Here is a 23,122-nt window from a genome sequence, read left to right as displayed (position 1 = left end):
ATGAAGATCCGGCAGAACCTCTATCTCGACCAGGACCTGAGCACCGCGCTCGATCGCCTCGCTGCGGGCCCCCGCGGCAACAAAAGCCGCGTGGTTAACGACGCGCTCAAGGTCTGGCTTGCCCGCAAGGGCGCCCGCGAAATCGATGATCTGCTGAAGCCGCGGCTGGACCGCATCTCGCGGGAACTCGAGGCCACGCGGCGGGATCTCGATGTTGTTCTTGAGACCCTGGCGCTGTTTGTCCGCTACCAGCTGATGGTCACCGCGCCGCTGCCTGAGGGAGATGCGGCCGCCCGCGCCGTCGGGCGCGATAGGTTCGAGGCCTTTGTCGCCCAGGTCGGACGCCAGATCGGCAGCGGCAAGCGCACGCTTCCCTCGCTGGAAAGCGATGGCGGCAGTCATGACTGACACTCCCGATCAGATCTCCGCCGACCGCCGCCGCGCCATGCTCCGGACCGCCATGGGGCCCGCGATCCGCAAGGCGCTTGAGGATCCCCGCGTTGTCGAGATCATGGTCAATCCTGACGGCGCCTTGCGGCTCGACATCCTCGGCGAGGGGAGGATCGATACCGGGATCGGCTTCGAGCCGGCCCAGGTCGAGCGCATCGTTCGGCTGGTCGCCTCGCACATCCGCGCCGAAGTGCATGCCGACGCGCCGATCGTCTCGGCCGAACTGCCGCCGCACGGCAGCAGTGCGGGGGAGCGCTTCGAAGGTCTGCTGCCACCGGTGGCGACCGCACCCTGTTTCTCGATCCGTAAACCTGCTGCGAAAATCCACGGACTGATGGACTATGTGCGCGACGGCATCATGACGCCGGGCGCGGCCGGGTTCCTGTCGCGCGCCGTGGTCGAGCGCGCGAACATCCTCGTGGTGGGCGGCACCAGCTCGGGCAAGACCACGCTCGCGAACGCCCTGCTTGCCGAGATGGCCAACCTCGATGAAAGGGTGATCCTGATCGAGGATACCCGCGAGCTGCAATCGCCCGCTGCCGATACCGTCGCGCTGCGCACGCGGGCAGGGCGGGTATCGATGAGCGACCTGGTGCGCTCGACGCTGCGCCTGCGGCCCGACCGGATCATTGTCGGTGAAGTGCGCGGCGCCGAGGCGCTCGATATGCTGAAGGCGTGGAACACCGGGCACCCGGGCGGGATTGCCACCGTCCATGCCAACAACGCGCGCGTCGCGCTCTACCGGATCGAGCAACTGGTGCAGGAGGCAGTGGTCACCGTGCCCCGCCGGCTCATCGCCGAGGCCATCGACCTCATCGTCTTCATTTCCGGACGCGGCGCCGACCGCCGCATCGACACCGTCGCGCGTGTTATGGGGCTCGATGAGCGCGGGGAATACCGTGTCGTCGATGCCCTGCGCCCGGCCGCCACCTCCCAGCCAGTTCAACCCGAAGGAGAATGACATGCGTGCTATCAGGATTGCCGGTCGTGACCTCAGCAGTGCCGCGCTGCTCGGACTTGCCATAGCAATGAGTTCCCCGGTCTGGGCCAGCGGCTCAGGCATGCCGTGGGAAGACCCGCTGCAGAAGGTATTGGAATCGGTCCAGGGACCGGTCGCCAAGATCGTGGCGGTGCTGATCATCATCACTACCGGCCTTGCCCTGGCGTTCGGCGAGACGGCGGGAGGCTTCAGGAAGCTGATCCAGATCGTCTTCGGTCTCTCGATCGCTTTCGCCGCCTCCAGCTTTTTCCTGTCGTTCTTCAGCTTCGGCGGGGGGGCCCTGGTTTCGTGAGCCACCTCGAAGGCTTCGAGACACCGATCCACGCGAGCCTCGTCCAGCCCATTCTGATGGGCGGGGCTCCGCGCGGGATCGCGATCCTTAACGGGACGCTCGCCGCCGCCGTTGGCCTTGGACTTCAGCAATGGCCGGTCGGCATCGCGCTCTGGGCAATCGGCCACAGCCTCGCGGTGTTTGCCGCGCGCCGCGATCCCGATTTCGCGGGCGTGCTCCTGCGTCATTTGCGCCAGAAAGGATACTTGGCATGTTGAACCTTGCCGAATACCGCTCCCGCTTCGACCGCCTGGCCGATCACCTGCCGTGGGCCGCACTGGTCGCCCCGGGTATCGTCCTCAACAAGGACGGCAGTTTCCAGCGCAGCTTCGTGTTTCGTGGTCCCGATCTCGAGAGCGCTACCGAAGCCGAACTTGTCGGCACTTGCGCCCGCGCCAACAATGTCCTGCGCCGCCTTGGCTCGGGCTGGGCGATCTTCTTCGAAGCGCAGCGCCGTGAAGCGATGGATTATCCCATCGGACGGTTTCCCGATGCCGCCTCGGACCTGATCGATGCCGAGCGGCAGTCCGCGTTCGAAGCGGAAGGCCAGCATTTCGAGAGCAGATACTACGGCACGCTGGTCTGGCTGCCACCGGCCGACGCCGGTGATGCTGCCGGCCGTGCCCTTGTCGAGAAAACTGATGAGCCACGCGGCGCGCCGCGCGATTGGCGCACGGCGCTTGCCGGCTTTGCCGCCGAGACTGGCCGCGTCCTTGATCTGTTTTCCGGCTTCATGCCTGAGGTAAGGGCATTGGATAGCGCGGGGACACTCACCTATCTCCACGACTGCATCGCGGACCATCCGGTCTCGCTCGCCGTGCCGGAGACGCCGGTCTACCTCGATGCGATCCTTGCCGATACGCCGTTCGTTGGCGGCTTCGAGCCGCGATTGGGCCGCATGCATTTGCGCACCCTGACGGTGCTTGGCTTCCCCAATCTCAGCCGGCCGGGGCTGCTCGATGCGCTGAACGCGCAGCCATTCGCCTATCGCTGGATGACCCGGTTTATCGGGCTCGACCGCACCGATGCCACCAAGGTGCTCACCCGGCTACGCCGGCAGTGGTTCAACAAGCGCAAGTCTATCACGGCGCTACTGCGGGAGGTCATGTACAATCAGCCTGCCCAGTTGGTCGACAGCGACGCCGACAACAAGGTTGTCGATGCCGATATTGCACTGCAGGCGCTGGGCGGCGATCACGTCTCCTTCGGCTATCTGACGACGACGATCACGGTGTCGGATCCCGATCGCGACGGCGTCGAGGAAAAGGTCCGCGCGGTGGAGCGCGTGGTCAACGGCCTCGGCTTTACCTGCCTGCGCGAAAGCGTGAACGCGGTCGAAGCCTGGTTCTCCTCTCTGCCGGGTCAGGTCTACGCTAACGTCCGTCAGCCGCTGGTCCACTCCCTGAACCTTGCCCATCTGATGCCGCTGTCGGCGGTCTGGGCGGGACCGGCTCGCAACGATCATCTTGGCGGCGCGCCGCTGCTCTTCGCCTCTACGCAGGGATCGACACCGTTCCGTCTTTCGAACCACGTCGGCGATGTCGGGCACATGATGGTGGTGGGCCCCACCGGTGCAGGCAAATCCGTCCTACTCTCGCTGATCGCCTGCCAGTTTCGCCGATACGAGGGCGCCCGCATAGTCATCTTCGATATGGGCCGGTCCGCGCGCGCGGCCGTGCTCGCCATGGGCGGCAGCCACAATGCGCTTGGACAGGGCATCGATGGAGAAGGGGGTCTCAGCTTTCAGCCGTTAAAGCGCATCGACGAGGCGGCCGAACGCAGCTGGGCGGCCGATTGGGTTTGCGACCTGATTGCGCGCGAGAAGGTGACGATCACCCCCGACGTGAAGGACCAGATCTGGTCGGCGCTGTCCAGCCTTGCCGGAGCGCCTGAGGCGGAGCGGACGCTGACGGGTCTGTCGCTCGTTCTGCAGTCGAACCCGCTCCGCATGGCGCTGGCGCCTTATACGCTCGAGGGCACTTACGGCGGGCTGCTCGATGCCGCGGAGGAACGCTTGGCCGAGGCCGATGTCCAATGCTTCGAGACCGAGGCGCTGATGAACCGGGCAGGGCTGGTCGCGCCGGTCCTGACCTACCTGTTCCACCGCATCAAGCAGCGCTTCGACGGTCGCCCCACCCTCCTGGTCCTCGACGAGGCGTGGAGCCTGCTCGACGATCCCCTGTTTGCGGCGCGGATTCGCGAATGGCTGAAGACGCTGCGCAAGAAGAACGTCTCGGTGCTGTTCGCGACCCAGAGCCTTGCCGACATCGCGGACAGCACGATCGCGCCGGCCATCATCGAAAGCTGCCCGCAGCGCATCCTGCTACCCAACGACCGTGCGATCGAACCGCAATCGCGCTCCGCCTATGAGCGCTTCGGCCTCAACGCGCGGCAGATCGAGATCATCGCCAGGGCCACTCCGAAGCGTGACTATTACCTGCAATCTGCGCGCGGCAATCGCCTGTTCGAGCTCGGTCTCGGTCCGCTCGCCCTGGCGATCTGCGGCGCCGCCGATCCGGCGAGCCAGGCGCGGATCGATGCGCTTCTCGCCGATGGCGGCACCGACGATTTCCTGCGCCGCTTCCTCGCGGGCAGCAAGGCGTCCTGGGCAGCCGACCTGGTTCACGGTGCCGCCCCCTCGGTCCCTGAGTCCCCTCTTTCCCTCGACCTGTTTGGAGAAGATCTATGAAGGTGAATGCCAAGCCGCATGTTTCGCTGCTCGCTTGCGCGGGTCTGGGGATTGCCATTGCGGGTGCAGCGCTGATCGGCACCGTCATCCCCTCCAAATCGGCCCGCGCTCTGGTGGTCTACGATCCCACCAACTACGCCCAGAACCTGCTGACGGCCGCGCGCACGCTGCAAGCGGTCAACAACCAGATCCGCTCGCTGCAGAACGAGGCGCAAAGCCTCATCAACGAAGCGAAGAACCTCACCACCATCCGCTTTCCCGAACTTCAGGCGTTGACCCAGACGCTGCAGAAGATCGATACGCTGATGGGGCAGGCGCAAGGCATCCGCTTCCAGGTCGCCACACTCAATCAGCAATATCGTCAGCTCTATCCGACCAGCGGCAGCACCTCGCTTTCACTCGCTTCGCAGGTGAGCGCGGCGCGCAGCCGCATGGAGACAGCCATGGCGGCCTATGAGCATACCATGAGCATCCAGGCCCAAGTGGTCGAGAATGTCGAGGCCGACGCCGCATCGCTCTCGGCGATCGTCGAGCGCAGCCAGGGCGCGGAAGGCGCGCTTCAGGCCAGTCAGGCGACCAATCAACTCCTGGCGCTGACGGCGAAGCAGCAGTTCCAGATCCAGCAGATGCTGGCCGCGCAGTACCGGGCCGAGGCGATCGAGCGCGCGAACCGCACCCAGTCCGCCAGTGACGCACAGGCGGCAACCAAGAAGTTCCTGGGTTCGGGCACGGCCTACACGCCGGACTGACCTGCCATTCCGTGCTGTCGGCTCGAGCGGGCCGGCGAGCACTTCGAAATCATCGGTTACGGCGACGGTCACGCCTCTCCCGTCGCCGTGTTGCGGGACGCGGCTTTTCCGCGCCCCTGGGCTGCGTCCCGCGGCGAAATTTCAAGAGGCATGTCTATCGCAAGGTGCCCGGCCCATGAACGACCTCAATGTCATCGACAGGTTCATGACCAGCTTCATCGCCTACATCGACAGCGGCTTCGGCCTGCTGGGCGGCGACGTGCATTTCCTGAGTGCGACGCTGATCGGTATCGACATGACGCTGGCGGCGCTGTTCTGGACGCTGGGCGGCGAGGACAACATCCTTGGGCGCTTCATCCGCAAGATCCTTTATGTCGGCGCCTTCGCGTTCATCATCGGCAACTTTGCTGCCCTCGGCGACATCGTGTTCCGTTCGCTGGCCCAGGCGGGCCTCACTGCCGGGGGCGGCTCGATCACCGCTGCCGACCTTCTGAAACCCGGCCGCCTCGCCGGCACTGGCTTCACCGCCGCGTGGCCGCTGCTGGATCAGGCCTCGCAGCTTATGGGCTTCACCAGCTTCTTCGACAACTTCCTGACGATCGTCATTCTGCTGCTGGCCTGGCTTCTCGTCATCATCGCCTTCTTCGTGCTCGCGGTGCAGATGTTCGTCACGATCCTCGAGTTCAAGCTGACGAGCCTCGCCGGGTTCATTCTCGTGCCCTTCGCTCTGTGGAACCGCACGGCATTCCTGGCCGAACGCGTGCTCGGCGCCGTGGTCAGCTCTGGGATCAAGGTCATGGTGCTCGCGGTCATCGTCGGCATCGGCTCGACCTTCTTCGATGAATTCACCAGCGCCTTGCAGGGGCAGGAGCCGGATATCGGCCAGGCGCTCAGCCTGGTGCTGGCGAGCCTCGCGGTGTTCGGGCTAGGGATTTTCGGCCCGGCGATCGCCTCGGGTCTGGTGTCCGGCGCGCCGCAACTGGGAGCAGGCGCGGCTCTGGGTACGGCGGCAGGCGCCGCCGGGATCGTCGCGATAGGTGCGGGCGGCGCCGCTGGCGCTGCGCGTCTGGCCGGCGGCGCCGCGCTCGGCGCGATCCGGGCCGGCACCAGTATGAAAACCGCAGCATCGACCGCTTACGGGCTCGGCCAGAGCAGCGCTGGATCATCCAGCATCGGTGCAGGCCTTGGCGGCGTCGGCAAGGCGGCCGGCGGTGCCGCGCGGCAGAAAGCGAGCCAGGCTTTCGGTATTGGCGAAGCTGCGCAGCGCGGGCGCGCCGCCGCGACTGAGGCCTTCCACGGTGCCGCTGGCGGGAGCGGTGAAGGCGCCGCCGCATCTCCGGCATCAACCCATCCGGCGCCTGGCTGGGCGCGGGATCTGCGCCGTCAGCAGGACGCGCGCCATCACCGGCAAGTCGCACTGCAGACCCTCAAGGAGGGTGATCGCGGCGGCGCCGCAGCTGTTCCCGACATCCACGAAAAGGAGGATTGAACCATGGCATTCAAGCGAGCGGTCCAGCGTTACGGGCGAACCCCCGAACCGGAGACACCCTTTCAGCGCGCCGCGCAGGTTTGGGATGATCGCATCGGCACGGCCCGGGTGCAGGCACGCAACTGGCGGCTTATCGCGCTCGGATTAATAGGCCTTTCAGGCGGAATGGCATGCGCCGTCGTGTGGCAGTCGCTGCAGAGCCGGGTCGTGCCCTATGTCGTCGAGGTCGACAATCTCGGCGAGCCACGTGCGGTCAATGAAGCGGAGAGCCGCTATACCCCGACCGATCCGCAGATTGCCTGGCATCTGGCGCGCTTCGTGGAAAGTGTTCGCTCGGTCTCGCTCGATCCTGTGCTGATGCGGCGCGATTGGCTGTCGGCCTACGACTTCGCCACCCGGCGCGGCGCGCAGTTCCTCGACGGCTATGCCCGCGATGCCGATCCCTTCGCCAAGATTGGCGAGCGTACGGTGTCCGTGCAAGTGACGAGCGTGGTGCGCGCGTCCGACACCTCGTTCCAGGTCAAATGGACCGAGACCGAGTACGAGCGCGGCGCCAAGGGTGACGTCGGTCACTGGACGGGGATCCTGACGATCGTGGCCCGGCCGCCGCGCAGCGCTGACGTCCTGCGCCGCAATCCGCTCGGGATCTACGTCGATGCCGTCGACTGGAGCCGGGAACTCGATGTGCCGGCGGCCAAGAGCCCGGGGCCGCAACCGGCGGCGACGGTTCCTGAGCAGCCGCTTTTCAATCCGCAACAGGAGGTTTTACCATGATCGCCTTCCCGACGAGATCAGCGGTCATCGCCGCTGCCCTGCTGATTCCGGCCCTGCACGATGCAGCGCAGGCGGCGCCGTCGCCAAGCGGCAGCGCCTCCGTGATCGAACGGGCTAATCACGCCGCAACGGTCGAGCCCGCGGCAGGCCGGTTTCTCAATGCCGTTCAGGTTCAGGCTTTTGCTGAAGGCGCGCTCTACCACGTCGCGACCGCGCCGGACCGCATCACCGATATCGCGCTGCAGCCGGGCGAGGCGCTCGTCGCCGTCGCGAGCGGTGATACCGCGCGCTGGGTGATCGGCGATACTACCAGCGGGCAGGGTGAGGCCAAGCGAACCCACATCCTGATCAAGCCGTTCGCTGCCGGTCTCACCACCAACCTCGTCGTCACGACCGACCGCCGCAGCTATCATCTGACGCTGTCGAGTGCGAGCGGAGCGGCGCTGTCGGCTATGTCATGGACCTACCCCGAGGATGCGCTGGTGGCGCTGAAACGGGCGGATGCTGCCGCCGAAGCAGCACGGCCTGTAGCCGCCGGCGTCATGCCTGAGGCTCTGAACTTCAATTATGAAATCTCCGGCGACCGGCCGACCTGGCGGCCACTCCGCGCCTTCGATGATGGTCGGCAGACCTTCATCCAGTTGCCCGCCAGCATCGTGCTCGATGAAGCGCCTCCGCTGTTCCTCGTCGATGGCAAAGGTGCGGCAGAGCTGGTGAACTACCGCCTGAGCGGCCGGTTCTACGTGGTCGACCGCATCTTCAACGCCGCCGAGCTGCGACTTGGAACCAGGAACCAGCAGATCGTTCGCATCGTCCGGGTCGCGGAAGGCACCTCGAACAGGAGGGGGAAATGAGCGGACCCGAACCAACAGAGGGCGTGGCTCAGGCCGTGCAGGCGGTTTCGCCGGTCGGGCAATCTGATTGCAGGGCCGAAGTGCCCGGCGCTGATGTCCAGCAGATCTCGCCGAAACTCGATCCGGAAAGCCTGGCCTTGCGGCAAAAGCCGCCCCTGGCCAAGCGCTTCAAGCGCGAGGCGATTATCACCCTATCCGGGATCGCTGCGTTGGTGATTGCAGGTGCGGCCTGGTATGCGCTCAAGGGCGTAGACTTGCATCTGGCCGGGCGCGCAGATGAAGGCACCCAGGCGCGGGAAGGTCCGCCGGATGCCATCGCCGGATTGCCGCAGAGCTACGACGGCGTGCCCAAGTTGGGCCCGCCGCTGCCCGGCGATCTCGGGCGGCCGATCCTGCAGAAGCAGCGGGAAGGGGGCCTTCCATCGTTGGCCCCGCCCGAAGCTGCCGCAAAGCCGGTTCAGGACAGTGCGATAGATCGCGCTGAAGAAGAGCGGCGCGCTGCGCGAACCTCGGGGCTGTTTTTCTCGTCGGCGGAAGCCGCGTCCGATGGGCTTTCTGAAAGCGTAGGGGGCACCCCTGCATCCGCCGCGACCGTTCCGGCGCCAGCGACAAGCGCAGGCTCGAAAATAGCCATCGACTTTACCGGCGATCCCAATGCCCAGCAGCGCAAGGCGGATTTTGTTGCGGAGGGAAATGGGGGGAGTGATATCGAGTCACATGTCCTGGTCCCGGCGGCGTCACCGAACATGCTTTCGGCAGGAAGTGTCATACCGGCGAGCCTGATCACCGGTCTGCGTTCGGACCTGCCGGGCATGGTGATTGCCCAGGTGACCCAGCAGGTGTTCGATAGCGCAACCGGGCATGTCCTGCTCATTCCTCAGGGCGCCAGGCTTATCGGCAGTTACGACAGTCTGGTGGCCTTCGGGCAGAAGCGGGCGCTCATCGTCTGGCAGCGCATCGTGATGCCGGACGGCAGTTCCATTCGCCTCGATAACGTGCCGGCCAGCGACCTGTCCGGTTATGCGGGCCTGGAGGATCAGGTCGACGCGCATACCTGGCAGATTGTGAAAGGTGCAGCGATTTCTACGTTGCTTGGGGTTGGCTCGGAATTGACCTTCACCGGCGAAAGCGATCTCGTTCAGGCCATCGGGCAGTCGACTCAGCAGAGCGTATCTCGTGCCGGTGATCAGCTGGTGTCACGCAGTCTGCAGATACAACCCACGATCACGATCCGGCCTGGCGCCCCGGTGCGCCTCGTCGTTCATCGTGATCTCGTCTTGCCGCCCTGGCAACAGTAGGAGCGTCTTCATGGCCGATTTAAAACTTCCAGCATTGCCTGATCGTTCGCCGATGAAGCTGTCGGTTCACGTTTTACCTGAACTTGCCCAAGCACTGGAGGAATACGCCAAAATCTACGCGGTGACCTATGGCCGCGAAGAACCAGTTGCTGCTTTAGTGCCAGCGATGTTGGAGGCTTTCCTAAAAAGTGATCGTGCGTTTATGCGGGAGCGGGCCCGCGCTGGCAAATAGCCTTTCAAATCACAGAAACGTAGGATCCAATGTGTATCGGAATTGATCAAAGTTTATATGCCCAGTAGAAGGAAGGACCGATATGAAGTGGGATGAAGGCACTAAGGTTCCCGGCGTCAAAGAAGGAAAAGAACCTTTGCCGCATTTTGGAATAGATACGGTACAAGGGCAGGCACCAAATGTGACTTTCGTTAGATTGAACGCGGTTCTTCAGCGTAGCGGTCTATCGCGAGCTACCCTTTATCGCAAAATATCGGATGGCACGTTCCCAAGGCAAATTCGTCTCAGTTCCCGAGCCGTAGGGTGGCGGAACGACGACATAGATACTTGGTGTCGAGACCCGGTGGCTTACTGCACAAAAAGGTGAGCAGGAGGAAACGTGTGGTGAGCGCATGTCTCGGAAGTCGGACGATCCGGAACGTCTCCTTCGGATCACGGAAGGGCCCTTAGCTGCCCTTCGTTTAAGTCGCCTTGGGGCAGCGCTTTGGGCCCGCTTCGAAACCACCCATGTATACGTTTAGGCACGTTTCGCCCGGTGCCGCTGAGGACGCACGCTAGAAATGATTCGCTCGGCGGAACGAATTTCGGCCAAGTCATGGAAATGCCCTTTGATCCAGCCGACGAGATAATCACGTGCACGGCCGTCAGCGAGGTCACCACCTTGCCCGAGTTTTCCAAGTTCGGCATCGATCACTTGCAGGACCGCCTTGCAGTCATTGTGCCGCGCACTCATAGGTGAGTGAGCAGCGGGCTGATTGCGCGGCCTTTCTCCCAATCGTCAAGCCCACCCGAACCAGTCTCCTCCTTTGCGAGAAACCCGATTGCAAAGGCGATAGCAGCCTGACGTAGCCACTCAAGCGGCCGACCTTCCGCTAGAGCTTCTGAAGAGAGGCCGGGAAAGTGTCCAATCCGCGATGCTTAAGTAATCGGCGACGCTTCCCGCGCGCGGGCTGGTGTCGCGAGCTGCTCCGAGCCCTGCATCGCGGGAACGACGCTGCCCAAGAAACACGCCTTGTCACTGCAAGCGATTCCCCACGCAATCGATTTCTGACTTGGCGAGACGCCCCGGTCCGCTAACGTCGCCATCCATGTCGACAGCCAATGTAGCTCAGGAAGTTCAGCGATTTCTTGCAAACAAAGACCCCCAGGTGCTCTGCATCCGGGGGCGATGGGGGACCGGAAAAACGTTTGCATGGCAGCGCTATCTGAAGGAGGCAGCCGATCTCGGGGCATTGGCCGGACAACAATATGCCTACGTATCGCTGTTCGGTCTCAATTCACTCGACGATCTGCGCTACGCAATATTCGAGAGCACCGTGCCGCCCGAAAAGGCCGCGGCCGGGCCCGATGCGGATACCTTCACCGACCTTGTCCAGCAGGCCTATACGCACAAGCGGAAGGCACGTGCATGGTTGGAAGCGGCACTTAGCACAGTTGGGTTTGGAGAGGCTGGCAAGGCACTATCGCGCTCGGCCTTTTTGCTCGTTCGCGAGCAGCTCATATGCATCGACGACCTCGAACGGGCAGGCGAGGGATTGAAACCTCGCGACGTCCTTGGATTGATTTCGTTCCTCAAGGAACAGCGAAAATGCAGGGTCGCCATCCTTCTCAACGAAGAAGCGATGGACGGTGTAAACAAGGTGGATTTCGGTAGAACGCTCGAGAAAGTCGCCGACATTTCCTTGACGTTCGAGCCTACCCCGGCAGAAGCAGCCGCAATTGCCGTAGACGGCAGTACCCGTGTCGCAGAAAAAGTTCGCGAGGCAACAACGCGACTCGCAATCACCAACATTCGGGTGATCAAGAAGATCGAGCACCTGGCAATCAATCTGGTAGAATTCATCAACCCGTTCTGTTCGGAAGTTCTCGATCAAGCGATTGTCGCCGTAGCTCTTGGCGGATGGATCGCTTACGAGCCCGATCAGGCTCCCTCCAAGGACGAAATAATCAGCTACCAGTCCTTCGACCGACACGTTCAGGAGTACATGGACAAGCACCCTGAACCCTCCCCGCTTTGGGGCGAAAGACTGGATGCCATTTCATTTGTCAGCTGCGACGATTTCGATCGGGTCATCATCGAGGGCGCTCAGGTCGGATACTTCAAACACGATGAGTTGCTCGTCGCAGCCAAGAAACTTCACGACCAGGCGATACGCTTCCGATCGGCGGCCACTTATAGCGCAGCATGGGACCTGTACCACGGATCCTTTAGCGTCGATGACGTTGTAGTGCTCGATGCGATCCGCGAAGCGGCCCATGAGAATATAGCCCATCTCGATCTTGCCAGTATCAACTCCACCGTTGCCCTATTACGTGAAAGTGATCGTCCATCAGAAGCGGATGCGCTAATCGCCGCTTTTGCCGCCACACAGGCGGATGATCAAACCTATTTCAACGAACTCGGCGGCGAATATTTGAACGGCGAACGAATAGACGAGCATTTGAAAAGGGCTTTCGCAGCAAGACCTGCTCCAGCTCCGAACACTCGCGACGTGAGACCTGTCCTTGTCGCGGTCGCAAGGAAGAACGGATGGATCCAGGAAGATGCCGACCTGCTTTCGAGCCTGCCCCCCGAACGGTTCCAGGCCGAGTTCGAAGCGATCAACGGCAAGGATTTACGGCCTATCGTCCAGGCAACAGTAAGGATGGCGCGTCATATCGCGCCGACTGCCCCGGAAATGCTGGCATCATTGGACGAGGCGCTGAGACGAATTTCTGAAAAATCACCGCTCAATGCCCGCCGCATTGCCGGCTGGGGAGTGAGACCGCCAAACGGTTTGGACCCATGAATGCCAAGGGTGCTGCTGCCGCCTGAAGAAGGCTGGACAGGTCAGTGTTCGAGACAGGCCGAGGTTTTCCACACCATGCCCCCTGTTGCTGTAAAACTGATACGGTACAATCGGCATGACGCACGGACGTTCGGGAGAACGACCAAGGGATGAGGATGCCGTGCTCGCATTTTGGCGGCGCGCCTGCCCCAATTGCCGGACTGCTCGGGAAAAACGGCTTACACACCGCGACAGAGGTATTTCGTTCGCTCGGACAGCTACCCTGGTTCATCTTAAAGCGGGGCAGCGACATCGATCTCGCGACCACTATCTGCGGGCCTGGACGGTTTCACTGAAGGCTGTCGCCAACGGCATCAAGACTGCGCACGCTCACTGAACATTGATCAGTCCGGGCGCGGAAACCACCGGACGCAGGCCGACATGCCGAAGCCGATAGAGCGTCCGGTCGCAGCGAAGCGGCTGGAGGATTGGTCGCTGAAGTTTCCACAGCGCCGGGCTAAGTGTTGCCTGCGCCAGATCTTGCGGCTAGCCAGAAGCGATGGAAGCGGAAGGTATTTCGGCGATTTTTCTCGCCCATCCTAAGGACGAGGGAACCGCCTTCGAACTGGGCAACGCCTTGCGCTCCCAAATTCCCAACTTCGAATTTCAGATCAACCATGCCCTGGGCTCCGGGCGGATCGTCGAGGAGGCATCTGGCCCCTTCGTTTTGCTCATTTCGCAAAACCTGCTGACTTCTGGAGACTATCCGGCCCATGCCGCCCAGTTCGAGCGGGCTGCCGCAAACGGACATCTGCTCTCAGTTCAGATCGACCCCTGGAACATTGGTCAGGTGTTTCCCAAGCACCAATTCATCCAGGTCAACGTGGCCGACCTCTCGCGTAACGTAACGCCGGTTAGCCGCATAGCCCGGTGGATCCGAACGAACTCACCGAGGCCCTCGCGAGATCAAATTCGGCTCCGGGCAAGTGACATTCTAAAAGAGCCGGTGTCAGAGCTGATCATGCCGACCCGGGCGATGAGGCTGCTGAAAAACGCAGGGTTCGCATACATCGGGGAACTCGTTCAGGCGAGCGAGGCCTCGCTTCTGCGCACCGTTGGAATCGGGCGCGAAACGCTTACGGATATCAAAGCCGCGCTGGCCGATCGAGGCCTCCACCTCGGAATGGATATAAGCTCGCTTCAATTCGTAAAACCAGACCTTGTGCTCCCTGATAATCCCGTTGTCGCAAAGGTGGCTGAACTCGAGCAGACCGAAGGCGGAGCAACTTTCGAAGCCGACGGTGACCACTTCGCAATAGCTGCGGGGACGAGCGATAGCGATGCCACCATCGCGACAAAGCCGGTCATGCGGCAATTGCAGGACGCTTCGATCTCGAATGCGCGCCGCTTTGCCGAAGAGGCAAAACGGCTCGACAATCAACCAGGCTGGGCGGGGATAAGCAAGACAGCGAGCGAGTTGGCCCGCCTGCTTGAGCAGCCGGCGGAAGAAATCGGCGGCCTGCTTGGATTGGTCTACGCGGCGACCCTTGAAATGTGGTCCTTCATCGAGCTCGACGACAGGCTTGCCCAGCGATCATCTTCCAGTGCGCTTCCCCTCGATCCGGAGGTGCGCCGGCCGCTCGACAATCTCATGCGCTCGGTGGTGCCGTGGCTCAAATCCTTCCCCACCATTCGCGAGTGGGACGAGCATGCCAGCAGTTTTCTGGTAAAATACCCGGAACTCGAAACGACGATGGAGGTGCTGGCCGCGGCTAAGGAACATCTCCTCATCGCTGACGACAGTGCGAAGGTTATGCGCGGGCTTTGCGAAGCCGCCGAACGCGGTGACCTGCAGGGCAGCAAGGCCGGCGGGGTGGCGAACCGATCCGTCATCAACCTGGTGATCGCAGCCGCAGCCGGAACGGCTGCAACCTTTTACCTTGGTGCCGTGGCAGGCGTCTGGGGTACGACTTCCCCCCTCGTCATTGCCAGCGCTCAATTCCTGACCTCGACCGAGCAGGAAATCTCTATGTTGCTCACCGGCATGCCCGAAATGCGCTACGCGATTGGCTCCTTCGTCAAGGAAGTGGAGAGAAACCCGCCGATGCCCGCGAATCCGCCCCGCTTGATCACTAACCCAGCGATCCGCCAGCGAGAGAACGAGGCAGGCAGCGACGAGTGATCGCGCCGTTCCCGTTGATGGCCGCCGGCGGCATCGCGGCTTGCGGCACCACCATCAACTGAGTTCGCGCAACAGGCCAGCAATCCGCCGAAGAAGCTGCGCGGCTTCGCCGCTCCCCGAGCGCGGCATGTATCCAGTATGGCGTGACGCTGGCGTATCAGACTTGCAACTTCAATAGCTCGGGGATCGTCGCCATTAGGCGCGATACGGCTCGAGCTGAACTTCACCGGATCGTAGTTCGCATCCGGATCTGGCAGAAATGCCAGGGGCAAATAGTCTTCGTGCTACGGACTGACGTCCACGAGTTCTCCATTGCGCTTTCGCAAGGCGCCGTATGCCCGTGGAGCACAAACAGAAAGGCTCCAAATATGGTGGGAACAGAAAGCTCTGCGGATTTGCCATCCAAGGCAACTGGAGATTGTGTTGCAGCTACGCTCCGTGGGTTGCTTGGCCGCTCGCCTGCGGATCGTTGAGGAGGACAGGGCGGGCCAAGGCGAGCCGACCGGGCGGCAGGTGGGAAGGGAGTGAATTCTGCTTCCTACGTTTTTTCAATCAAATGGACCTCAACCGTGAAGCCCATGAGTTGTAAACGGCGTGCTGCCGCTCTCAGGCTGACCTTGCTGAAAAAGGGCAGGTCGAGTTTCTTGGATCGCTGATAGGGGTGGCGCATGATGCCGTAGACGATTGTGTAATCCACGGTCGCCGGTTTCTTCTGACGGCCGTCTGGAAGCACGGTTTCGAAGCCCTTCTTGCCGCTCTCTTTCTGACGCTTGAGTGCCTTAGTTCGCATCTCGCCACGAAACGTCGCGTCGCCGACGAACGATTCCGCAGATACCACGCCCTGGTTCCATAGATGGCTGATCGGCGCGGAATCGTGCCCGTCCTTGAGATGAATAAAGGCCTTTTCCCGCGATAGGAAATCGCAGGGCTCCAGGTTCGCGCCGCGGGCTCCGGCTGGCGAAACCTTGACCTGATCGAGATTCAGAAGGTTGGGATCAGCATCCAGTTCCTCGATGAATTCGCGTTCGTTTTTCGATGCCGTCTGGGCGCGCAGCGGGACGCTGCTCAGCAATTTCTGGAAATCGGCCTCGACGTTCTGAAAGAACTCCTTGTCGACGCAGTACCAGTCGCCGGCGAACAGGACATAGGTAGTGCCGTTGTGTTCGGCCTCGAAGATCATGCAGTCGTAGACCTTGCGCTTGTGCGCTTTCTGCCCATGTCCATCGATGACGACGCGGATCTCGTGGCTACCCTTGATGTCCTCGATGCTGGTGATCTGCTCTGGGTGTCCTCTACCGATCTCCGCAATATAGTCCTCGATCGTGAGCTCGCCGAAGCCGGTCTTGGTTCCGCCACGAAAACCGATCCCGAAGTAGCCGATTTCATGCGTCTGTTCCGGATCGATGACATCGGGGATCGTGAGATGCAGATCGGACGGTTTGTTGTCCAGGAGCAGCAGGATTTCCGCATAGATGAGCTCGTCGAGAGCCTCGATAAGATCGGTCTCCCGGACAGGGCTGACATGGTCAATGAAAGCGTAGTCCTTCTTGTAGTCCTGCGCCTCGAAGAGCTTGAGCGCCTTCCTGCACTTCGTTTCGATCGTCGTGGGCAGGATGCGCGTGTTGAGCGTCAGGGCGTCGCGTCCGGCCAGCGAACCTGCAAAATCGGTATCGGTCGGCACGCCGCCGGCCAGCCGGAAAAGATCGCGCTGCACATCGACACCGAACCCGTCGAGGTCGGACTTCCGGCTCGCCTGCGCGCGTTTTTGAATCGGTGTTGCTTCCAGGGTTGCGACATCGACGTATTTGAGGTTGGCGCGCGCAACGGAGTTCAGCGCCACCTTGAGCCCGAAGTTGCGCTCGAAAGCATTGGCGTGAAGAGAAAGGTGGGCAGCTCCGAACGCGAGCGCAAAAGTGCGCGTACTCTTCGCGCCGGTCTTAACTTCGAGGAACAGCACTGCCGAACAGCTCTGGTTCTGCAACTTCAGCGGCTCCCCCCTTACAAAGGCGTTGACGAAACCGAGCCAGCCGGGATCCTTGCCAAAAGTCTGTTCCTGAAAGAGCCTTCCGGTCGTTGCCGGTTTCTCTGTCAGCTTGTCCTTGTTGCGGATAGCCTCGTCTACCGTCCAGTCATTGCGGAGCAACCGGATCGAAATCGCAGGTGTTGAATTTGCCGGCGCCTTTTCTCGCTTCGCAGCCATTATCATTACCCTCCTCTGTCGCACATCGAGAAGTGAGATAGAAGCGGAGTGCTGGATTTTAAGACTTTATAGATCGATTCACCGAGGCTGTTCTATTTTGGGGCGTTGTCATCTCGGCTGTGTAAAACCCTTGTGATGCAAACGATATTCAAATCGATTGGATCGATATTTTTGAAGATTTGCGGGTCATTGAGTACGTGGGCAATGGGTGGTCTCCTTCAACGACGATACGGAACGACTGCCGAGGCCGGATCGCGGATCTCTGGCCATGCGCATTGGCCACCCGCTCCATAGGAGCGCTCTATTCCGCTAATGGGTGGCTGATCGCCATCCGATCCGTTCGGGCAAAGTGCGTACAGTCGAATACCTGCAGGACATCGACGCCATCCGCTTTCCAGCAGCGGATCAGAGAGTTTCAGCACATTTTTCCGATATTCCAAAGCTTGAAGGTACAAGAATCCGATTGGAGAATGCGGCCGCCGCCGACATCGCGTGGTTGTTGCGAGCCTTTCCTGTCAGGCATTCCATATCGACCAGTCTCGCGTTTGCTGCAGGACCTTATCGGACGAGCAAACCACGAAAAGACTGCGCTTACCGTTGGCGAGCCACGGAAAGCCTTCTTCCTAACGGTGAGTTCCGCGTCAACGGTCCTGCGTGGCATGGCCAAGAGTGACGTCGAGCCAATTTGCAAGAATCGTGTGCGGATCGCCGCTGAAGCTTGGTTTTACGAGAAGATGGCTCTACCGCGACGCTACCCATCATTTCTCAAGGGGAGCGGGAAGGGCCGGTGGGCGGGTTCTGCAGGGAACATCGCACGGTATACAGGCGTCGTGACGCGGGAGGCTGCAATTGATCTTGTCAGGCAAATTCGCAGCATAACCGTATGCAAAGTTAGGTGACATCAGAAATTGATAGCTGGCGTTGTAGGTTACGAAGTCTTCGCGGATAGGATCGCTTCGCTTTTTTTGCGTGTCGAAGCGTACCTGACACAATGTCCCTCGCCGGCTCGTTCAAATTAATGCGAAAATCGGTGAGCTAACGGCCGCTCAAGGAGCCGAGATGAGGCGGTCTATAACCGCTTTGTCGGCGTGAGTCGGGGAGGGCGCCACCGGCAGGTCGCAACCAGCTTACGCCGTTCGCCTATCGTGTTTTGAACGGCTGTTCCCGCCAAAACCGGCCATTCGCCCAGCGCGAAAGCCGTGATCGGCGTCAAAGCCCCGCTGGGGACGCACGTATCAGCAGCTATTCGAAACTCTGCTCGCCTTCCCGATCACGCTTGCTCTCATGTTCGATCCAGCGTTCGAGTTCGGGCAGCATGTCGGTGACCCATTGCTGGACCTCGCCTCCAACATTGTCACCCAGCGTCGTGATCGCGACGCGACGCCGAACAAGGATATCGGCGAGCGAACCACTCCAGCTGCGCGGATGCAGCCGCGACCAGATATCACCGAGGAACGCCCGCTTGTCTGGCGCGTGGCCCAATATTTCCAGGAAAAGCGTAGAGACACCATTCTCCTCTTCGCCCTGCTGCCGCTTGAACATGGGGATGCTTTTGCCAAGCAGCGGATAGCGCCGATCCGGATCGATATTCGCCCACTGAACAAGTGTCTCGGCGCCGACATCTTCCACCGGCGTGCCAGACCCGAAGTCCCCTTCAAACAGCTCCCGATTTCTCGGCCTGAGTTCGGGGAGCAGGAATTCGTCGAGTGCGATCAGGGGATGCGTCTCGAAGAGCGCCTTCAAGACATAACCAAGATCGTAAGACGAGAGATAAACGGTCTCCAGCCCGGCCCGGACGCGCGCGCAGATTTCCCGCAATGTCGCCTTTCCATCGGATCCGGCGCAGCAGACCCGAATGACGGTATGCAGCCCAAAATCGCGTAACGACTGCTTCTTTCCGAAGTCGGCGCGCAGCAGCAGCTCACGGCCAACAGCGATCAAGGATGGCGCACGTTGGCGGCCCTCCTCCCGATCGCGGTAAAAGTGCATGTGAAGGATATCGAGCGCGATCTCCACGCCGTCGGTCAAATTGGCGATATCGGTCAGTAGCGGACCGAGCGCGTCAGGCGGAGACTCCCCGACACTACCGTTCGCGATGCTGTGGAAGTCGCGCGCCGACAGGGCGCCGCGTTCAGTCGCACGCCGAAGCCGGGCTATGCCCTGGGCATCGATAGCAACACGCGCCTGAAGATACGGCAGGCTCGCGGCTAGATCGGGATTTCCGATGACCTCCTCCAGCGCAGCGTCGGCAAAGGCCGAATCCTTCGCGTGCGCGTCATGGATGAACCCGCCCAGCACCGTCGCATTCCGCCTATCCGGATCAGCGGCGGAGAAGTGAACCAGGAGTTCCAGCCACATCACATCAAGATTGGCAGCGCCATCCGACAGACCAATGCCGCACTCGTAGGCGCGCTGCGGATGTTGTTCGACGAGCAGTTCGGCGATAAAGGCAGCGCGCGTCTCCGGATCGTGCGCGAGCGCGGTGCCGATTTCCTTCGCCAACTGCGAAGCACGCTCATACGGCTTCATAACGTCGCCGTCATCCGCGTCGCCGTCAGCCACATCCCAACCGAAACTGTTGTGCCCAAGCACGACCGCACGGGCCCGATGAAGAAGATCGGTAGGTTTCAGGCGTTCGATGAGCGCGGCGAGCCGGGTGCGCACTTCATCCGGCATCGCGTCGCCCTCGAAGCGCAGTGCTGTCCGGAAGCCGATCCACCCCTCGATCCAAGGCCGGTCGGAAGAAAAATGGGTCGCTCCCCGTTCGAGCGCATCATGGCAGGCGCCGAAGTGCCACAGCTCCCTCACGCTGTGGGCAAGGTAGTCCCGGGCGTTATCGATGACTGGCGAAAGCTCGACCGCCAGGTCGACGGCGCCGTTGTACCAAGCCCAGATGTCGCCATAGGTCGGCGGGTGCCAGCCATAGTCCCTTGACCGAGCGCCGAAGTCGAAGTCACTCGATGAACTGAAATGGTGCGCCTTCAGCAGTGCATCGAGGGCGACGCTGGCGCAGCGGACCAAAGCCGGATCACCGGATTGGGCGAACCGGCGCACGAGCGCTCGCCGCTGATCTGGCAGTGCCTTGGTGCCAGACAGGTGTAGATGAAACAGCTCGGCGAACATGTCCGAGGCTGAGTTGTGATTGTGGTTGGGCGGTTCGGCGGCAAGGAACCGGGCGAGCAATGTCGCCGCGCGGTTGAAAAGCGGCGGATCGTAGGCGAGGAGCTTGATCAGTCGTATCCATTGCCACCGGTTGCTTGCCTGCGGATCAAGTATCTCGGCACCGCTTGGGCTCGCAATATCTCGCTCGATCCTTGCGAGCGCCGCATCTGGCGCGACCGGGGCGATGTTCGTGATGATCTGCAGGCCATCCTCGCCCAACGCTGCGAGATCGCCGAGCGGCCCGTCGGCGCCGAGCCAGCGTTCGACCGCAGTCCGCGCCTCGGCGCTGTCGTGCAGATAGCCCAAGCGGCGCGAAAGGGACTTTTGCATCCGCGCTGTGAGCGACCCGCAAAAGCGATCGAAGTCGGCCGGCGGCATGCGTTCGAGGGCAAACCCGGCGAGTGGGTTGGCGATCGCATGCGGCAGGATCGCGCGCCACCGTCCGCGCAGCTGCGCGATCCCGCGCTGACGAAGCGTGTTCAGCGCCGCATATATGGTCGCTACTCCAACGCCGCGAATAGCAGCAACTCGCGCAAGCTCACCGTTCGCCGACGTGTCTTCCCCGTCGATTGAATAGAGCAGGGCGAGGTCTTCGGCGACGGAAAGGAGATCGCGGTCGGGCTCGTTGCGCTGATGGAAAATCCGCTCGAAGAGGTCGCGGCTCTTGAGCTTTCCCAGGGTCTCGCCTTTTCCGAGCGTCTCGGCTAGCGCGCGCGCCACGCGAAAGTTACCGTCGCTGAACTCCGATATTGTTCGCCGGTCGACCTGCGTCACGTTGGGGAAGGTTTTTTCCAGCCACAGTTCCACCATCTCGGGTGATGCCGACTGAAGGCGGAAGACCTCGGTGCGCTCGGGCTCGTCGTCGCGCACATCATATTCGACCGTGAGGAGGCTGACCTGACTTCCCGTTTCCGAGCAGATGCGGGCAAGCTCACTGTGCGTCGCCGGATTGCAGTTATCGACGATCAGGATCGCTTGTTGGCGTGCGATCACCAGCTGGCGCGCCATGTCCCGGGCCGTCGGGTCTGTTTCCGCCGAATAGTCGGTATAGACGGCGAGTCCCGGATCGAGTGGAGTCTCGCCGACTCCATCCTCGAACAGAGCTTGCACGAGACGAGTCTTTCCGAGACCGGACAAGCCGATCAGCCGGATGCACTGGCGAGCTTTGGTCAGGGAGGCGCGAAGCCGAACGATACCCTCCCCGATCGTGAGCTGCTCGCGGTCGCTCGTCCGCTCATCGGTCAGGCAGGCCTTGTCGTTGAAGAGATAGGGCATCTCCTCACTCACGCCGGCGCCGCACCAATCGCCGATGCTGCTCCAGCCCGACATGCTGATGCCGAGCCGCGTGCGGACCCAGGCGGCAATCGCCGGATAATGGTTGACCCAGGTTGCCAGCCGATCGCGATCGTAAAAGTCGCTGTGCAGCTGTCCGGCCTCAGGCAGCTCGTCGAGCTGTGCTCTAATCGCATCGCGACGATCGCTCAGCGGCTTGTCGGCGACCGACCCTTGCGCGCTGACGATGATATATGAGCCCGAGCGAGCGGCGAGTTCAGCAATGACCGGCCGAAGTACGCCGCCAGGACGCATCTCATCGCGGATCGCGCTCGCCGGCATGTCTGGCTTCTTGACCTGAAATCCGGTGTGCTGGCGCGGCACGAAATCCGGCGTCGTCAGCGCGGAGGGACACTCGACCCTCACATCGAGTCCACCATCGGCTGCATCCTGATTACCGCCAGCGGTTACCGACGAGCTGGGGCAACCCTGCACACGCAATTCTGCCAAGGCGAGACGCGCGACGAGTGTCCGTAGATCGGCGTCATTGAGATCGGCGACTTGCGCGCCAGTAATTTCGAACATCGTCACCAACCCCATTTCCTCAAATATAGGGGAAGATGCGGGAGAACAAAGAGCGGTCAACTGATAGTTGGTCCGCCCCGCCCGCGACGGCACTGCCAGTTGATCCGATCACCGCGCACGATGCCGGCAACGGGCTTGCCGAGTTGGCGCTCCAGCGCCGGTCGCCACGGCAAGAGTGTGAGATCGCGCGTCTTCTCGACCAGCGTGATGTTTACCAGGTCATCTGCACCGATGTCCTGAAGCACGACCACGCGCCCCGCGAGCTGATCCTCGGACTCGATTGATTACGCAGATCAACCGGGCGCTGAGAGGCCCGGCATCGGGGTGCGCGACGTCGATGCCCAGATATTCGACGGCATCTGCGTCGGTACCCCCGGATCGCCCCCGAACTGAATGCCGCCATATAGCTGGAAGCGCCAAAGCGTGGTCGTTGGGCTATCGAGCGTCTGCACGCCTTGATAGAGAACCAGCCCGCGCCCGAGATTGCCGCGCGCTTCCGCCTTCGATCGCCGCATCATCAGCTGCTCGAACAGGCGCTCCCCCTCGTTGCTGAGGAATCCTGCGCCTACAAAATGGTCCGTTGGCACGCGGACCTGCCAGTGATGATCGACAAGTCCCTTCGCGACAAATTCGAACAGCCGCCCCAGCCTGTCGGTGTCGAATGGCAGGGTCAGGCTTTCGCGCACGCCGTGCTGCGTCTGCATAACGACTTCTCGCTTACCTTCGGACAGTTCGAGGTGGAGCTTTCGATTGTTCTTCAGGCGCCGCGGCACTTCGTTCGCGAGAATCGCACTGGATGCAGGATGATTCCCGCCGAATGGCAACACGCTCAGCAGGTAATGCTCCAGCTGTGATTTCTCGCGATTGCAGGGTTCGCACGCGCCAACCTGGGGGAGATGTCCGCGATCTTCGACTGGGAAGAAATTGCGCGCGAAGACATGGTCGGCAGTGGCGCCAACCCCATCGCAATATGCGCACGGCTTCCCTCTAAAGCGCTTACCCATATCGCACTCTACATCGAAAGATATCGGCCGTCAGCGAAAAGCCGGCCAGCGCCTCAATCGAAATCGGGCCTTTCAAGATAGCG

20 protein-coding genes are annotated in these 23,122 nt (G+C 61.8%); 16 read left to right on the top strand and 4 right to left on the bottom strand.

Annotation, left to right across the window (positions count from 1 at the left end; all coding sequences use genetic code 11):
* From AC1VV3_RS20150 to AC1VV3_RS20095, 12 genes are all read left to right on the top strand, one after another.
* Positions 1-408: a CopG family transcriptional regulator gene (locus AC1VV3_RS20150; protein ID WP_482962278.1), complete on the top strand. Its 408-nt coding sequence runs from the start codon at positions 1-3 to the stop codon at positions 406-408.
* The gene (gene trbB, locus AC1VV3_RS20145; RefSeq protein ID WP_482962277.1) at positions 401-1,411 is read left to right on the top strand and encodes a P-type conjugative transfer ATPase TrbB; all 1,011 of its coding nucleotides are present in this window, start codon (positions 401-403) and stop codon (positions 1,409-1,411) included. Before AC1VV3_RS20150 ends, trbB begins: the two co-directional genes overlap by 8 nt.
* Position 1,412: 1 nt before the next feature.
* Entirely contained in the window at positions 1,413-1,742 is a 330-nt protein-coding gene (locus AC1VV3_RS20140) for a TrbC/VirB2 family type IV secretion system protein (protein WP_482962276.1), read from the top strand.
* A 56-nt stretch (positions 1,743-1,798) separates the two neighbouring features.
* Positions 1,799-1,999 (top strand): VirB3 family type IV secretion system protein, encoded by a 201-nt coding sequence (locus tag AC1VV3_RS20135; protein WP_236549606.1) that lies wholly within the window; start codon positions 1,799-1,801, stop codon positions 1,997-1,999.
* Positions 1,993-4,470 (top strand): conjugal transfer protein TrbE, encoded by a 2,478-nt coding sequence (gene trbE / locus AC1VV3_RS20130; RefSeq protein ID WP_482962275.1) that lies wholly within the window; start codon positions 1,993-1,995, stop codon positions 4,468-4,470. The genes AC1VV3_RS20135 and trbE overlap by 7 nt, the downstream gene beginning before the upstream one ends.
* A complete protein-coding gene (gene trbJ / locus AC1VV3_RS20125) occupies positions 4,467-5,219 on the top strand; it encodes a P-type conjugative transfer protein TrbJ (RefSeq protein WP_482962274.1) in 753 nt (250 codons plus the stop codon). The genes trbE and trbJ overlap by 4 nt, the downstream gene beginning before the upstream one ends.
* 175 nt (positions 5,220-5,394) lie before the next feature.
* Positions 5,395-6,708 carry a P-type conjugative transfer protein TrbL gene (gene trbL / locus AC1VV3_RS20120; protein ID WP_482962273.1) on the top strand — a complete coding sequence of 438 codons (1,314 nt, stop codon included), beginning with the start codon at positions 5,395-5,397 and terminating at the stop codon, positions 6,706-6,708.
* A 3-nt stretch (positions 6,709-6,711) separates the two neighbouring features.
* Positions 6,712-7,482 carry a conjugal transfer protein TrbF gene (gene trbF, locus AC1VV3_RS20115; protein WP_482962272.1) on the top strand — a complete coding sequence of 257 codons (771 nt, stop codon included), beginning with the start codon at positions 6,712-6,714 and terminating at the stop codon, positions 7,480-7,482.
* Positions 7,479-8,336, top strand: a complete 858-nt coding sequence (gene trbG / locus AC1VV3_RS20110) for a P-type conjugative transfer protein TrbG (protein WP_482962271.1) — start codon at positions 7,479-7,481, stop codon at positions 8,334-8,336. The genes trbF and trbG overlap by 4 nt, the downstream gene beginning before the upstream one ends.
* A complete protein-coding gene (locus tag AC1VV3_RS20105; RefSeq protein WP_482962270.1) occupies positions 8,333-9,634 on the top strand; it encodes a TraB/TrbI/VirB10 family type IV secretion system protein in 1,302 nt (433 codons plus the stop codon). The genes trbG and AC1VV3_RS20105 overlap by 4 nt, the downstream gene beginning before the upstream one ends.
* A gap of 10 nt (positions 9,635-9,644) precedes the next feature.
* Positions 9,645-9,866: a DUF2274 domain-containing protein gene (locus AC1VV3_RS20100; protein WP_482962269.1), complete on the top strand. Its 222-nt coding sequence runs from the start codon at positions 9,645-9,647 to the stop codon at positions 9,864-9,866.
* Between the two features lie 82 nt (positions 9,867-9,948).
* Positions 9,949-10,233: a helix-turn-helix transcriptional regulator gene (locus AC1VV3_RS20095; protein WP_482962268.1), complete on the top strand. Its 285-nt coding sequence runs from the start codon at positions 9,949-9,951 to the stop codon at positions 10,231-10,233.
* A 150-nt stretch (positions 10,234-10,383) separates the two neighbouring features.
* On the opposite strand, the gene AC1VV3_RS20090 is transcribed toward AC1VV3_RS20095, so the two are convergent.
* Positions 10,384-10,560, bottom strand: coding sequence for a hypothetical protein (locus AC1VV3_RS20090; protein WP_482962267.1), 177 nt, complete (start codon positions 10,558-10,560; stop codon positions 10,384-10,386).
* Between the two features lie 394 nt (positions 10,561-10,954).
* Here AC1VV3_RS20090 and AC1VV3_RS20085 point away from each other — a divergent pair, with 394 nt between their 5' ends.
* Together AC1VV3_RS20085 and AC1VV3_RS20080 are read left to right on the top strand one after the other, a co-directional pair.
* On the top strand, positions 10,955-12,655 hold the full coding sequence (locus AC1VV3_RS20085; protein WP_482962266.1) for a hypothetical protein: 1,701 nt from the start codon (positions 10,955-10,957) through the stop codon (positions 12,653-12,655).
* A 538-nt stretch (positions 12,656-13,193) separates the two neighbouring features.
* Positions 13,194-14,816, top strand: a complete 1,623-nt coding sequence (locus AC1VV3_RS20080; protein WP_482962265.1) for a DNA-directed RNA polymerase subunit alpha C-terminal domain-containing protein — start codon at positions 13,194-13,196, stop codon at positions 14,814-14,816.
* 538 nt (positions 14,817-15,354) lie between these two features.
* Here AC1VV3_RS20080 and AC1VV3_RS20075 read toward each other — a convergent pair.
* Positions 15,355-17,016 carry a DUF6119 family protein gene (locus AC1VV3_RS20075; protein ID WP_482962264.1) on the bottom strand — a complete coding sequence of 554 codons (1,662 nt, stop codon included), beginning with the start codon at positions 17,014-17,016 and terminating at the stop codon, positions 15,355-15,357.
* A 316-nt stretch (positions 17,017-17,332) separates the two neighbouring features.
* Between AC1VV3_RS20075 and AC1VV3_RS20070 the strand changes: the two genes are divergently transcribed.
* The gene (locus tag AC1VV3_RS20070) at positions 17,333-17,689 is read left to right on the top strand and encodes a hypothetical protein (protein ID WP_482962263.1); all 357 of its coding nucleotides are present in this window, start codon (positions 17,333-17,335) and stop codon (positions 17,687-17,689) included.
* A 569-nt stretch (positions 17,690-18,258) separates the two neighbouring features.
* Here the strand turns inward: AC1VV3_RS20070 and AC1VV3_RS20065 are convergent.
* Positions 18,259-22,041: a hypothetical protein gene (locus AC1VV3_RS20065; RefSeq protein ID WP_482962262.1), complete on the bottom strand. Its 3,783-nt coding sequence runs from the start codon at positions 22,039-22,041 to the stop codon at positions 18,259-18,261.
* A 29-nt stretch (positions 22,042-22,070) separates the two neighbouring features.
* Between AC1VV3_RS20065 and AC1VV3_RS20060 the strand changes: the two genes are divergently transcribed.
* Positions 22,071-22,319, top strand: a complete 249-nt coding sequence (locus tag AC1VV3_RS20060) for a hypothetical protein (RefSeq protein ID WP_482962261.1) — start codon at positions 22,071-22,073, stop codon at positions 22,317-22,319.
* 9 nt (positions 22,320-22,328) lie between these two features.
* Here AC1VV3_RS20060 and AC1VV3_RS20055 read toward each other — a convergent pair whose 3' ends face one another.
* Positions 22,329-23,039 (bottom strand): hypothetical protein, encoded by a 711-nt coding sequence (locus tag AC1VV3_RS20055; protein ID WP_482962260.1) that lies wholly within the window; start codon positions 23,037-23,039, stop codon positions 22,329-22,331.
* Positions 23,040-23,122: the final 83 nt, after the last annotated feature.

Source organism: Novosphingobium sp. BL-S-34 (genome assembly GCF_056857015.1).
This window is presented reverse-complemented; position numbering and strand designations above follow the sequence as displayed.

Excerpts from the sequence above, each read along its gene's own strand:
- AC1VV3_RS20150 (WP_482962278.1), top strand. The coding sequence starts at position 1 with ATGAAGATCCGGCAGAACCTCTATCTCGACCAGGACCTGAGCACCGCG.
- trbB (WP_482962277.1), top strand. The coding sequence starts at position 401 with ATGACTGACACTCCCGATCAGATCTCCGCCGACCGCCGCCGCGCCATG.
- AC1VV3_RS20140 (WP_482962276.1), top strand. The coding sequence starts at position 1,413 with ATGCGTGCTATCAGGATTGCCGGTCGTGACCTCAGCAGTGCCGCGCTG.
- AC1VV3_RS20135 (WP_236549606.1), top strand. The coding sequence starts at position 1,799 with ATGGGCGGGGCTCCGCGCGGGATCGCGATCCTTAACGGGACGCTCGCC.
- trbE (WP_482962275.1), top strand. The coding sequence starts at position 1,993 with ATGTTGAACCTTGCCGAATACCGCTCCCGCTTCGACCGCCTGGCCGAT.
- trbJ (WP_482962274.1), top strand. The coding sequence starts at position 4,467 with ATGAAGGTGAATGCCAAGCCGCATGTTTCGCTGCTCGCTTGCGCGGGT.
- trbL (WP_482962273.1), top strand. The coding sequence starts at position 5,395 with ATGAACGACCTCAATGTCATCGACAGGTTCATGACCAGCTTCATCGCC.
- trbF (WP_482962272.1), top strand. The coding sequence starts at position 6,712 with ATGGCATTCAAGCGAGCGGTCCAGCGTTACGGGCGAACCCCCGAACCG.
- trbG (WP_482962271.1), top strand. The coding sequence starts at position 7,479 with ATGATCGCCTTCCCGACGAGATCAGCGGTCATCGCCGCTGCCCTGCTG.
- AC1VV3_RS20105 (WP_482962270.1), top strand. The coding sequence starts at position 8,333 with ATGAGCGGACCCGAACCAACAGAGGGCGTGGCTCAGGCCGTGCAGGCG.
- AC1VV3_RS20100 (WP_482962269.1), top strand. The coding sequence starts at position 9,645 with ATGGCCGATTTAAAACTTCCAGCATTGCCTGATCGTTCGCCGATGAAG.
- AC1VV3_RS20095 (WP_482962268.1), top strand. The coding sequence starts at position 9,949 with ATGAAGTGGGATGAAGGCACTAAGGTTCCCGGCGTCAAAGAAGGAAAA.
- AC1VV3_RS20085 (WP_482962266.1), top strand. The coding sequence starts at position 10,955 with ATGTCGACAGCCAATGTAGCTCAGGAAGTTCAGCGATTTCTTGCAAAC.
- AC1VV3_RS20080 (WP_482962265.1), top strand. The coding sequence starts at position 13,194 with ATGGAAGCGGAAGGTATTTCGGCGATTTTTCTCGCCCATCCTAAGGAC.
- AC1VV3_RS20075 (WP_482962264.1), bottom strand. The coding sequence starts at position 17,016 with ATGGCTGCGAAGCGAGAAAAGGCGCCGGCAAATTCAACACCTGCGATT.
- AC1VV3_RS20060 (WP_482962261.1), top strand. The coding sequence starts at position 22,071 with ATGCGGGAGAACAAAGAGCGGTCAACTGATAGTTGGTCCGCCCCGCCC.
- AC1VV3_RS20055 (WP_482962260.1), bottom strand. The coding sequence starts at position 23,039 with ATGGGTAAGCGCTTTAGAGGGAAGCCGTGCGCATATTGCGATGGGGTT.